Source organism: Flavobacterium sp., from assembly GCF_021151785.1.
In the GTDB taxonomy this organism is placed as follows: domain Bacteria; phylum Bacteroidota; class Bacteroidia; order Flavobacteriales; family Flavobacteriaceae; genus Flavobacterium.
The window spans coordinates 1-12,919 of the sequence record NZ_JAGKWP010000009.1; the positions used below are offsets into that span (position 1 = coordinate 1).

8 protein-coding genes and 1 other RNA gene are annotated in these 12,919 nt (G+C 32.5%); 7 read left to right on the top strand and 2 right to left on the bottom strand.

Annotated elements, in window-relative coordinates; all coding sequences use genetic code 11:
- The first annotated feature begins 15 nt into the window (after positions 1–15).
- The 4 genes from ffs (at position 16) to QZ824_RS01900 (ending at position 4,175) form a co-directional block, all read left to right on the top strand.
- An RNA gene (gene ffs, locus QZ824_RS01885) (signal recognition particle sRNA small type) lies at positions 16–114 on the top strand.
- A gap of 89 nt (positions 115–203) precedes the next feature.
- On the top strand, positions 204–1,238 hold the full coding sequence (locus tag QZ824_RS01890; protein WP_291274347.1) for a M28 family metallopeptidase: 1,035 nt from the start codon (positions 204–206) through the stop codon (positions 1,236–1,238).
- Positions 1,238–1,651 carry a type II 3-dehydroquinate dehydratase gene (gene aroQ / locus QZ824_RS01895; RefSeq protein ID WP_291274348.1) on the top strand — a complete coding sequence of 138 codons (414 nt, stop codon included), beginning with the start codon at positions 1,238–1,240 and terminating at the stop codon, positions 1,649–1,651. Before QZ824_RS01890 ends, aroQ begins: the two co-directional genes overlap by 1 nt.
- Positions 1,652–1,709: 58 nt before the next feature.
- Entirely contained in the window at positions 1,710–4,175 is a 2,466-nt protein-coding gene (locus QZ824_RS01900) for a DUF5686 and carboxypeptidase regulatory-like domain-containing protein (protein WP_291274349.1), read from the top strand.
- 46 nt (positions 4,176–4,221) lie between these two features.
- On the opposite strand, the gene lysS is transcribed toward QZ824_RS01900, so the two are convergent.
- Positions 4,222–5,913, bottom strand: coding sequence for a lysine--tRNA ligase (gene lysS / locus QZ824_RS01905; protein WP_291274350.1), 1,692 nt, complete (start codon positions 5,911–5,913; stop codon positions 4,222–4,224).
- Between the two features lie 308 nt (positions 5,914–6,221).
- Between lysS and lipB the strand changes: the two genes are divergently transcribed.
- The gene (gene lipB / locus QZ824_RS01910) at positions 6,222–6,926 is read left to right on the top strand and encodes a lipoyl(octanoyl) transferase LipB (protein ID WP_291274351.1); all 705 of its coding nucleotides are present in this window, start codon (positions 6,222–6,224) and stop codon (positions 6,924–6,926) included.
- A 217-nt stretch (positions 6,927–7,143) separates the two neighbouring features.
- Here lipB and QZ824_RS01915 read toward each other — a convergent pair whose 3' ends face one another.
- Positions 7,144–7,809 (bottom strand): ribonuclease HII, encoded by a 666-nt coding sequence (locus QZ824_RS01915; protein WP_291274352.1) that lies wholly within the window; start codon positions 7,807–7,809, stop codon positions 7,144–7,146.
- A gap of 198 nt (positions 7,810–8,007) precedes the next feature.
- Here QZ824_RS01915 and QZ824_RS01920 point away from each other — a divergent pair, with 198 nt between their 5' ends.
- Together QZ824_RS01920 and QZ824_RS01925 are read left to right on the top strand one after the other, a co-directional pair.
- On the top strand, positions 8,008–11,229 hold the full coding sequence (locus QZ824_RS01920; protein ID WP_291274353.1) for a SusC/RagA family TonB-linked outer membrane protein: 3,222 nt from the start codon (positions 8,008–8,010) through the stop codon (positions 11,227–11,229).
- Positions 11,230–11,241: 12 nt separating this feature from the next.
- Complete coding sequence (locus QZ824_RS01925; protein WP_291274354.1) at positions 11,242–12,879, top strand: SusD/RagB family nutrient-binding outer membrane lipoprotein; 1,638 nt, start codon at positions 11,242–11,244, stop codon at positions 12,877–12,879.
- Positions 12,880–12,919 lie beyond the last annotated feature (40 nt).

Here is a 12,919-nt window from a genome sequence, read left to right on the forward strand (position 1 = left end):
ATTGTATATTTGCACCGGCAAGTCCTACACGACCAGCTCCTGCAAAATCCTCCAGGGTGGGAACACAGCAAAGGTATGTGGTTGTAGCGGTGCGATGTAGGTCGCTTGCCTTTTTTTATTCCTTCCTATTTCTTAAAAATCTTATAAAGTTTATCGCAATTTCAGTTTTTTGGTTAGTTTTGTGTTACTAAACGCAATCAAAAATGAAAAAAGTAGTACTCTTGTTTGTAGTGGGTTCCTTTTTAGTAAGTTGTTCTGCTGCTAAAACGAAACAAACTGCAAAAAAAACAGCCGATGTTTCAAAATATGTGAACAGCATCAGTGAAACTAATTTATCTAAAAATTTATATGTTATTGCTTCTGATGAAATGGAGGGTAGAAATACCGGTGAGCCAGGTCAAAAGAAAGCAGGTCAATACATTATTGATCGATATAAAGAATTAGGTATTTTAAATCCTCCTGGGTCTGAAAATTATTACCAAAAGGTGCCTTCAGAATTTATGAAGAGAGGTTTTGCTCCTAAATTAAATGATTCAGAAAATATTTGGGCATTTATTCCTGGTGCTGAAAAGCCAGAAGAAATTGTTGTGATTTCGGCTCATTATGATCATGTGGGAATGAAAAATGGAGAAGTTTTTAATGGTGCAGATGACGATGGTTCGGGTACTGTTGCTGTTATGGAAATTGCTAAAGCTTTCCAGCAAGCTAAGAAAGATGGTTTTTCACCTAAGAGATCTATTTTGTTTTTACATGTTACGGGTGAAGAACACGGGTTACATGGTTCTAGATATTATTCTGAGAATCCTTTGTTTCCATTGGCCAACACTGTAGTAGATATTAATATTGATATGATTGGTAGAAGAGACTCGCTGAATGGACATAAAGAGAATGGTAAATATGTATATGTTATTGGTTCAGATCGTTTGAGCTCAGAATTACATACGATTAATGAGGCTATGAATCAAAAGTATGTAGGTTTAAATTTAGATTATAAATACAATGATCGTAAAGATCCTGAGCGTATTTATTTCCGTTCAGACCACTATAATTTTGCCAAAAAAGGGGTGCCAGCTATTTTCTACTTTAATGGAACTCACGAAGATTATCACGGACCAAATGATACGCCTGATAAAATTGAATATGATTTATTAGCAATGCGAACTAAACTGGCTTTTGCTGTGGCTTGGGAAATTGCTAATAGAGAAAATAAAATCGTTGTTGATAAAGACGGTAAATAATGAAAATTTTAATTCTAAATGGACCTAATTTAAATTTATTGGGGACTAGAGAAACTTCTATATATGGAAATCAAGATTTCAATTCTTTTTTTGAGGAATTGAAATCGAAGTTTCCTCAATTGGAATTAGAATATTTCCAATCCAATGTGGAGGGGGAAATTATCAATAAACTTCAAGAAGTTGGTTTTACTTATGAAGGTGTTGTGTTAAATGCAGGGGGCTATACACATACCTCAGTAGCTATTGGTGATGCTGTAAAAGCTATTGTTTCTCCAGTAGTTGAAGTGCATATTTCTAATACTTTTTCTAGAGAGTCTTTTAGACATCAGTCTTTCATTTCTCCTCATGCTAAGGGAGTAATTATTGGTTTCGGACTCGAAAGTTATACCTTAGCTTTAAAAAATTTTATTTAACATACAACCTTTTTAGTTTACGCTCGTCTTTATAGATAACCTAACAAATTTAATTGATATGAAAAAAAAATTAACACTCTTTTTATGGTTAATATCTCTGTGTGTTTCCGCTCAAATTAAGGGCAGAGTTACAGGTCAAGATGGAAAGCCAATTCCTTTTGTAAGTGTATCTATTGAAAAAACATACATAGGCACTTCAACAAACGAAAACGGTGAATATGAGTTGAATTATAAAAAACCAGGCAAGTGTATAATTTTAGCTCAAGTTTTAGGTTATAAATCTGGTAGAATCACCCAAGAAATATATAGTTTTCCTCATCAAATTAATTTCACTTTAGAACTTATTGATAGTCAAATTGAAGAAGTAGTGGTTACTAATTCAGAAAATCCAGCTAACACCATTATAAAAAAAACTATAGCAGCACGTAAACAAAACGTAGCCAAAACAGATAAATTTGAGGCTGATTTTTATTCAAGAGGTGTTTTCCGTGTTAAAGATTTACCTAAAAAAATTATGGGAATTGAAGTAGGGGATTTGGATGGGAATGTAGATTCAACAGGCACGGGGATTATCTATCAATCAGAAACGGTTTCAAAAATCAAATTTGAGGCTCCAAATAATCTTAAAGAAGAAATCATAGCAAGTAAAGTTGCTGGAGACGATAATGGGTTTAGCTTTAATACAGCACTTAATACGAATTATAATTTTTATGAGAATACAATTGATTTCAATGTGCCTTTGATTTCTCCAATAGCTTCTAATGCTTTTAATTACTACAAGTACAAGATTGTGGATAGTTTTACTGATGCTTATAATAACTTTATTTATAAAATTAAGGTAACACCAAAGCGAGATAGGGAACCCGTTTTTGAAGGGTTTATTTATATTGTTGATGATACTTATGCGATTTATGCAGTTGATTTAGATGTGAAGGGGTATCGTGCTCAACAAGAGTTTTTAGAACAATTGAAATTAGTGCAAAACTTTAATTTTAATCCAGACACCAAGATTTGGGCTAAAAATTTACAATCGTTCGACTTTAAAGCTGGTTTTTTTGGTATAAAATTTAATGGTAAGTTTACACATGTATTTAGTAATTATGTATTTAAAGAACAGTTTGAAAAGAAAACGTTTACTAGTGAAATAGTAACTTTTGCAGACAAAGCAAATAAAAAAGAAGCTAGCTATTGGGAGCAAAACAGACCAGTACCATTAACTGAAGAAGAAGTAACAAATTATGTAAAGAAAGATAGTGTTTTTAAAGTACGTAATTCACAAGTATACCTAGATTCCATTGATGCAAAAAATAATGTGTTTAAACTTAAAAAAATCATAACGGGTTATACCTTTAAAAATTCATTTAAAAAATGGAATTTTAATTACCAAGGTTTGTTAAATTTAACTTCCTTAAATTTTAACACTATTCAAGGTTATCATATTGGAACTGGTTTTTCTTATGCGAAATTTAATGAAGAAAAACAAAAAACAACTCGATTTGAAACCAATTTTGAATATGGTTTTTCAGATGAAAGACTCCGACCAACATTTAGTTTTTATCATAAGTTCAATAATACTAATGATGCTTTTATAAGGTTCATAGGAGGAAATACTGTTTCTCAATTTAATAGGAATGAGCCTATTTCTGGAATAGTGAATTCAGTTAGTTCGTTGTTTTTTAAAAACAATTTCATGAAACTCTATGAAAAGGAATTCGCAGAAATAGCTGGAGGTAGAGAAGTGATAAATGGTATTTTTATGAATGGGAAATTAGCCTATGAAAACAGAAAGCCATTGTATAATACAACTGATTTTTCTATCATTAAGTCAAATGATTTGTACACTTCAAATAATCCTTTAAATCCAAATAGTGATTCAATGGCGGCTATTTCTAAGCACCATATAATGAAGCTTAATTTTGGGGCACGATTTGTTTTTGGTCAAAAATATATCTCTCGCCCAGATGGAAAATTGAACATTAATGAGGGTAAATTTCCTGTATTGAATGTTGCTTATGAAAAAGGTTTTGCAGCTTCAGAAAAGCAATATAATTTTGATTATGTAGAAGCTAGAATGGCTTACACCCAACCATTAGGTAATAAAGGTGAATTGAGAGGAAATATTAAGGGAGGAAAATTTTTTAATGCAGACCAAATTTCTTTTGTAGATTTTAAACATTTTAATGGCAATCAAACTCATGTTAATTTAAATGGGAATTACAATTCAAGTTTTAATCTATTGCCTTATTATTCGCTTTCTACAAATAAGCAATTTTTAGAAACACATTTTACATATACAGATAATGGTTATTTTATGAATAAACTTCCATTGATTAGACAACTAGGATTGAATTTGTTAGGAGGTTTTCATCAAATAAATCTTCCGAACGCAAGACCTTACCAGGAGTTCTCCGTTGGTTTAGATCGAATTGGTTTTGGTAAATATCGTTTATTACGTATTGATTATGTTAGAAGTTATCAGGGTGGTTTCTTTGGAGATGGAATAATGTTAGGCTTACGATTTTAATGAATAAAAAAAACCTGATTTATTTAAATCAGGTCTTTTTTTATATTTAATTTAAACTAACTGTTTTGGAGTCTCCATCAACAATTACTTTTGTTAAGCCATGTTTGGCTAATCCTTTCATTGCTGCATCCCATTTTTTTCCACTTAGTCCCGTTTTTTCTTTCAATGTTCCTAACGCTTGGTTATTTTCTGATTTTAAAAGACTAATAATTAACTTTTCGTCCTCAGTTAACTCAGGGCCTTTTTTCTCTGGTCTCATTTGCGGAAAGAATAACACTTCTTGGATAGATGCATTATTTGTTAAGAACATAATTAAACGATCCATTCCAATTCCTAATCCAGAAGTTGGGGGCATTCCATACTCTAACGCTCTTAAAAAGTCTTCATCAATAATACCGTTGGCTTCGTCATCTCCTTTTTGTGCTAATTCCATTTGAGCTAAAAAACGTTCTCTTTGATCAATTGGGTCATTTAATTCTGAATAGGCATTGGCAATTTCTTTTCCACAAACCATTAACTCAAAACGTTCCGTTAATTCAGGGTTATCTCTGTGAGATTTACAAAGAGGTGACATTTCTTTTGGATAGTCAGTAATGAAAGTAGGTTGAATAAAATTACCTTCACATTTTTCGCCAAAAATTTCATCAATAATTTTACCTTTTCCCATGGTTTCATTAATCTCAATTCCCATTGATTTTGCAGCTTCGCGTAATTCTTCTTCTGTTTTTCCAGTAATATCAAAACCAGTGAATTGTTTAATTGCATCTGTCATGGTAACTCGCGCATAAGGTGCTTTGAAATCTACTTCATGGGAACCAAATGTTGCTTTAGTAGTACCATTAACCTGAGTAGCACAAAACTCTAATAAATTTTCGGTGAATTCCATCATCCAATTATAGTCTTTGTATGCAACATAGATCTCCATTGCTGTGAATTCTGGATTATGAGTTCTGTCCATTCCTTCATTACGGAAATTTTTTGAAAACTCATATACACCATCAAAACCACCTACAATTAACCTTTTTAAATACAGTTCATTAGCAATTCGCATGTAAAGTGGAATGTCTAAACTATTATGATGGGTGATAAAAGGTCTGGCAGCTGCACCTCCAGGAATTGATTGTAGAACTGGTGTCTCTACTTCCATGTAACCTGCGTTATTGAAGAAAGTACGCATGGCAGTAAAAAGCTTGGTTCGTTTCATGAAAACCTCTTTCACCTGTGGATTTACAACTAAATCAACATAGCGCATGCGATAACGTAATTCAGGATCTACGAATTCGTCATATGTTTTACCTTCAGCATCTGTTTTAGGAAGCGGTAGGGGGCGGAGTGTTTTACTTAAAAAGGTAAATTTTTCAACTTCTATACATTGAGCACCGACCTTTGTGTGAAACAATTTGCCTTCAACCCCAATAAAGTCTCCTAAATCAGTTAATTTTCTGAAGACTTGGTTGTAATGAGTTTTGTCCTCACCCGGGCAAATTACATCACGATTAAAATACAATTGAATTCGACCGTCACTGTCTTGCAATTCAGCAAATGCTGCCTTTCCTTGGTCGCGAACACTCATAAGACGTCCAGCTACAATTACTTTCTTGCCATCTTCAAATTGTTCCTTTACTTGTTTGGAAGTGTGTGATACAGGATACAAATTTGCAGGATACGGGTTGATGCCCAATTGGCGTAAAGCAGAAAGCTTTTCTCTTCTAATGATTTCTTGTTCTGACAATTGCATAATTTTTCTATTTAAGCGTGCAAAGATAAGCAATCCTACAAAAGTTTGAAAGTATTAAGTTTTAAAAGTTATTATGAAATTGTTTAACTATCTTTTGTATTATTCGTAAAATTAGAAAAGCAAAATTTATTAGCTCATTTTATTTTGATGAAGCACTGATTCATTTTTTAATAGAAAAATCCCCCGTTTTTCATTACAAACTTTCATAGGTTTATTTTTTGATGGAAAAGCAAAAGCATTTACATTTCAATCAGGGCTGTGCCAGAACTTTTGTATCTTTGTAGCATCAAAACAGAATAAGAAACAAGATGAATAAAAAAGTAAAGTTTCAAGACTTAGGGAGTAAAGATTACAAAGAGACTTGGGATTATCAAGAAGAACTTTTTGCACGGATTGTACAACAAAAAATAGCGAAAAGAGAAAATCCAACAATTGAAACAGATAATTATTTTTTATACGTAGAACATCCCCACGTATATACGTTGGGTAAGAGTGGTGATTTCTCAAATTTATTGTTATCTGAGAAACAATTGGAGGAAAAAGGAGCTTCTTTTTACAAAATAAATAGAGGAGGAGATATAACGTATCACGGTCCAGGACAAATAGTCGGTTATCCCATACTAGATTTAGAAAATTTTTTTACAGATATTCACAAATATTTGAGATTTTTAGAAGAAGCTATTATTTTGACCTTAGCTGAATACGGTTTGAAAACAGAGCGAAGTCCAGGGGAAACAGGAGTTTGGTTTGATGTAGGAACGCCCTTCGCTAGGAAGATATGTGCTATGGGGGTGAGGGCTTCAAGATGGGTTACTATGCATGGTTTTGCGTTGAATGTAAACGTCGATTTAGGTTATTTTGATAATATTATTCCTTGTGGTATAAGAGGAAAGGCTGTTACCTCAATGCAAGTAGAGTTAAACAAGCAAGTTAATGAAGAAGAAGTAAAACAAAAAATACTAAAACATTTTCAAACGCTTTTTCTTGCTAGTATTATAAATGATAACTGTTAAGATTTTTTAAAGGTTCAAGTGTTTTACTAAAACCACTCAGGATAATCATAATGTTTCTTGTGAAAAAAAATAATTATATTAAGAATTACTTATTGACTTCTGAAGATGTTTAATAAAGAGTAAATAAGTTTTATAATTGATTAAAGCAAACATAAGGTATTGAAAGTATGTGAAAACAGCGTGAAAAAAGGCTCATATTCCAAGTTAAAACTAGTACTTACAATTCAAAATCTAAATATAGTTGTTCGGGTAGTAATCTAAAACTCTTCCGATGGTATTTGCATGGCCCGTATTTGGCAATTGCTGCTCTATGGTCTTTAGTAGGATAGCCCTTATTTTTTTTCCAATTGTACATAGGATACTCTTCATGAATCTTATCCATAAATTCGTCTCTATATGTTTTGGCTAGAATTGATGCAGCTGCAATACTAAGGAACTTTGCGTCACCTTTTATTATACTTTGGTTTGGGATGTTTTTCAATAATTCAATTTCATCTGATGTAAATCTTTTGCCAAGAGTGTTTTTGAGTCCCAATTTTGCATTTAAAGCTCTATTTCCGTCTACAATAATAAAAGAAGGTTGTGTCTGAAGTTTTAAAATACTTTCATGCATACCTTTCATGGAAGCATTGAGTATGTTTATTTCATCAATTTCTTCATTGTGAATGTGAGAATAGGAAAATGAAACGGCAACTTTCTCAATTAAAGGCCTCAATCCAAAACGTGTTTTTTCAGAAAGTTTTTTAGAGTCATTCAATAGTTCAAGTTCAAAATCTTCAGGTAATATTACTGCTGCTGCAGTTACAGGTCCAGCCAAGCAGCCTCTTCCTGCTTCATCGGTTCCACACTCGTAAATTAAATTACTGTAACTTTTTTTTAACATCCTTTTTTTTGACAAAAATATAATTTTCTTACGCAACCTTTAACAATTTTTTGCATCTAAAGTCAAGTTAATTGCGTGAACAAAAAGTTTTACCTGAAAATTTTAACATAAATAAATTGGTAATATTCCGAAGTATTATTTGTTTATTTAAGAAATTATTAAGAAGTTTGCGAAATAACTAACTCAAATAAATTTAATATGAGATCGAAGTTCAAATGGATTTTTACGCTATTAGTGGCGTTTACAATGCAGTTTTCTTTCGCGCAGCAGAAAACTGTTACCGGTACTGTGATCAGTGACGGTGTCGCATTACCAGGTGCTAGTATCAAGATTAAAGGAACTAATCAGGGTACTACTTCAAATGATGCGGGTAAGTATTCAATTAAAGCAAAAGAAGGAGATGTTTTAGTTGTTACTTTCTTAAACAAAAAAGACCAATCTGCAACAGTAGGTGCGTCTAATGTAATTAATTTTACCCTTGCAAGTGCTGACAAGGAAATCGTTGAAGTTGTTGTTACTTCATTAGGTATCAAAAAGAGACAAGATGCTATTACTTCTTCAAATCAAGTAGTTAAAGTAAAGGAATTAATGCAGGCTTCAAACCCTAACATTGTTCAATCTTTAACAGGTAAAGTGTCTGGTTTACAAATTAATACTACTGCTAATGGAGTTAATGCTTCTACAAAAGTTGTGTTAAGAGGTAACAGATCGATTTCTGGTAATAACGAAGCTTTAGTTGTTATCGATAATGCTATCTCATCGTTAAACGTTTTAAATCAGTTGCCTCCTGAGATGGTTGAAAGTATCAACGTTATCAAAGGTCAACAAGGTGCTGCATTATACGGTGAGAATGGTTCTAACGGGGTAATTATTGTTACTACTAAAAAAGGAACATCAAAAGGTAAATTAGAAGTTTCTTACAACACGTCTATTGATTTCCAAAATATTTCATTCTTACCTAAGAGACAAACTAAATATGGTCAAGGATGGGGTTATGGATATGATTTCTTATTTCCAAATCCATCAGATCCAAGAAATGGACAAGATCAGTTCGTGCCTTATGAAAATGGAGCATGGGGACCTTCTTTTTCAGATCCTAATTGGGCTAACACTGTTGTTCCAGTTGGTTTACCGCAAGCCGATGGTCAGTTTTTGACAACTACTTGGAATTCAAAAGGATATGATAATATTAAAGATTTTTATACAACAGGTGTAGTTTTACAAAACGGTATTACCTTAAATGCAGGTGATGAAAATGGCTATGCTACATTTAGTTATAACAGACAGACAACTGATTTTGTTGTTGAAAATGATGCCTTGAAGAAAAATAGCTTTATGTTTAAAGCAGGTAAGAAAATAAACAAGTTGTCAGTAGATGGTACAGTTAATTACATAAGTCAAATTACTTCTCAAACAGATAGTAATTTATTGGATGATTTATTACAGACTCCAACCAACGTGGATGTTAATCAGTTTAGAAATGTAGGCCATGAGCACCATTGGACTGTTTATGCTAAAAATCCATGGTTATTATCTAAACAAAATAGAATTGATGATAAGTCAAATTTGTTTATTGGAAACTTGATTTTAAATTACCAGTTGAACAAAAACATTTCGGTAACTTCAAATACCAATATTAGAACCCAAAGTTTGATTTCTGAATCACACTCTGATAAATATAATATCAACCCTTACACTTATAATTTTGCTCCATACACTGACAATGCATTTGGAAATACTCCAGATTACGATTTATTGTCAAATGGTTCAGGACTTAATCCAGGTTCGTATTATTTAACTAATCAGTTTACTAGAAATATTTATTCTGACTTTATGTTTAATTTTGATTATGACTTAACAGCTGATATTAATGCTAAGGTTAATACTGGGGTAAATATACAGGATAGATATGCTAGGGTTATGCAACAAGGTGGTACAGGTTTAGACAAAGAAGGTTTCTACCATATCACAAATGTTTTAAATCCAGCAAATCCATCTTCATTATCAAATTATGAACAATTGAGAAGATCTTATGCGACTTTTGCTAATGCTGATTTGTCTTATAAAGATTACTTATTCTTGAATTTAACTGGTAGATTTGAAAAATCTTCAGTAATTGATAAGGGCTTTTTCTATCCAAGTGCAGGTGTGTCATTTGTTCCTACTAAAGCATTTGAGTCTATTAAAGGAGATGTGTTGAATTATTTAAAGGTATCAGCTAGCTGGACTAAAGTTGGTAATACATCTACAATTGCACCTTATGCTACTAATATTACAGGTGTTGTTGCTTCAGGTTTCCCTTTTGGTGATATTGTTGGTTATCAGTTTAATAGAAGTGGAACAAGCAAGTCGGTTGAACCTGAATTTATTACAAATAAAGAGCTTGGTATTAATTTAGGTTTCTTTAAGGATAGAGTTACTCTAGATGGTTCATTCTATATTCAAGATAATAAAAATATGATTACTAATGCGATTTCATCAAGAGCAACAGGTTTAACAACTTTATTAGATAATACAGGTGTTCTTCAAACTAAAGGTTTTGAAATTGATTTAGGTTTAGTACCTTTTAAAAGTGCTAATGGTTTCAATTGGACTATGAGAGTTGGTTATACCAAGTATAAGACTGTTGTTAAGAAATTGTCTGAAGGTGTAACACAAGTTCCTCTACAGCAATATAATGGTCTAGGCATTGGTGTTTTCGCTCAAGAAGGTGAAGAGTTTCCTTTATTAAAAGGTATTGCATTCCAGAGAGATCCAAATGGTAATATTATAGTTGATGCAAATGGTAATCCATTAAGAACAACTTCTTATGAGAAATTAGGAAAAGTTAATCCTGATTATATTATAAATTTAAGTAACACTTTTTCTTATAAAGGTTTCTCTTTAGTAGCTGTAGCTGATTTCAGAACAGGGCACAGTATTTGGTCTGAAACTTATCAACAAATGATGTATCCAGGTTTTGTAGAAGAGTCTGCTGATCAAAACAGATATGATGGTTACATTGTTCCTGGATCAGTTCAATTTGATACTGCAACTAATACTTATGTAACTAACACTACTCCCGTTAATACTAATTTAGGTGGTGGTTATCCAGGAGTTGCTGATTATTTTGGTTATCAACACAACAGAATTGGTGAGACTTCTATCGTTGATGCTACTGCGTTGAAAATTAGAGAGTTATCATTAAGTTATTCGTTACCTGCTAAAATGTTAAAAAACACAGGTATTAAAGAATTTAAGTTTGGTGTTAATGCAAGAAATCCATTTGTATTCTTCTTGAATGGTGGACATGGTTTGAAAAATAATGGATTTACAGATCCTGAGGCTTCAAATTCTTCAGCAAATTCTCAAGGTATTTCTAATGTTGGTCAATATCCAACGACTAGAACTTTTGGGGCTAGTTTAAATGTAACATTCTAAAAAAATAAGGTTATGAGAAAAATAAAATTTTTATTTCCAGTTTTGTTTTTAGGTCTGTTTGCTTGTGATAATTATTTAGATGTTAATCAAAATCCAAGTAGATTACCTTTTAGCGATATTGGTCCAGAGAAACTACTTCCTGCTGCACAAGTAAGTAGTTATGCTGTACAAAATGTTACCATGAATCAATTAGGTAACGTATTTATGAATTCATGGGGCGCTAATGTTCAACAATTTACAGGTGGTTGGGCTCGTGAATATCAATTACTAGTAGATAATTCTTTTTATTCTGGTATTTTTGAGAATATATATTTAAATGTAAATAATTTTCAAAAAATAATTGAGGCACCAAATCCTAATGGTCAAAATGATTATTTTGTTGCTGTAGCTAAGATTATGAAGGCACATTACATGCAATATTTAGTTGATTTGTATGGAGATGTTCCTTACACTGAAGCATTTAAAGGTGTAGATAATATTACTCCAGCTTACAATGATGATCAGTTTGTTTACCGCCAATTGTTAAATGAATTAGACGATGCTAGAGATATTATCTTGAATTCAACAACTGCTGATGACATTTCTCAATATGATGTTATGTTGGCTGGGAACATGCAAGATTGGTTCAATTTTGCTAATACTATTGAATTAAGATATTTACTTAGAATGTCTAATTCTACTGGAGCTGTTGCCGCTTACAGAGATCAACGTGCTAACGATTTAATAAATGTATATGGAGGTACTTTCATTACTTCTGATGTGTCTATTAATCCAGGTTATAGTCTAAATAATGATGCTCAAACTAATCCTTTTTTCTTGAATTTCTTAGCTTCAGCGGCTGGTACAGTTACTCAAAATTATTCGTTTATAGCTCCTACAGCACATTATTATAAATCATTATCAACGTATGCAGCTTATCCAACTGCAGCTCCTTCTACAGAGATTATTCCAGGATCAGGTGTTAATTATCCTAATCTTAATGACCCTCGTAGATTAAGAATTTTTAGAAATGGGGCTAGTCAGTCTGTATTTAGAGGTGTGACTCAAGGTTCTACTGTAGTTGATATGTATCCTCCAGGTCAATCTCCAGGTGTTCCAGGTAGAATTGGTTTAGGTGTTTATAATCCTTACAACCAAACTGCTGCAACGACTGTGTTAGACTTTGCTGTTAATGATGGCTACGTAATGTTATTAGCTGAGGCTGAATTTTTGCAGGCTGAAGCAGCCTTAAGATGGCCTGCTTTGTTCTCTAACGCTCAAGGTCATTTCCAAAATGGTATTGCTGCATCATGTGCTTTCCATTCTGTTGCTTCTACTTCTTATATTACTGCTATCAATACTAAAGTAAAATTTGGATGGACTGGTAGTTTTGATGATAAATTACATGCTATCATGTATCAAAAATGGATTGCTTTAATGGGGGTTCATGGTATTGAATCATTTATTGAATACAACAGAACAGGTTATCCTTTAACTCCATTAGCAACGTCTGCTTCTCAAACAAGAAAGCCTAGAAGATTGGTTTATCCTTTAACTGAGTATGTTGCCAATACACAAAATGTACCTATGGTTACTCAATCTCAAGTATTTGCTACTACAGATCCATCTCATCCTTTCTGGATGCTAGGTGATCCTGCTTTAGGTAACTAATAAATTAAACCCCGACCTTGTCGGGGTTTTTTTATTTTAT

Coding starts and splice junctions, on each gene's coding strand:
- QZ824_RS01890 (WP_291274347.1), top strand. CDS start 204: ATGAAAAAAGTAGTACTCTTGTTTGTAGTGGGTTCCTTTTTAGTAAGT.
- aroQ (WP_291274348.1), top strand. CDS start 1,238: ATGAAAATTTTAATTCTAAATGGACCTAATTTAAATTTATTGGGGACT.
- QZ824_RS01900 (WP_291274349.1), top strand. CDS start 1,710: ATGAAAAAAAAATTAACACTCTTTTTATGGTTAATATCTCTGTGTGTT.
- lysS (WP_291274350.1), bottom strand. CDS start 5,913: ATGCAATTGTCAGAACAAGAAATCATTAGAAGAGAAAAGCTTTCTGCT.
- lipB (WP_291274351.1), top strand. CDS start 6,222: ATGAATAAAAAAGTAAAGTTTCAAGACTTAGGGAGTAAAGATTACAAA.
- QZ824_RS01915 (WP_291274352.1), bottom strand. CDS start 7,809: ATGTTAAAAAAAAGTTACAGTAATTTAATTTACGAGTGTGGAACCGAT.
- QZ824_RS01920 (WP_291274353.1), top strand. CDS start 8,008: ATGAGATCGAAGTTCAAATGGATTTTTACGCTATTAGTGGCGTTTACA.
- QZ824_RS01925 (WP_291274354.1), top strand. CDS start 11,242: ATGAGAAAAATAAAATTTTTATTTCCAGTTTTGTTTTTAGGTCTGTTT.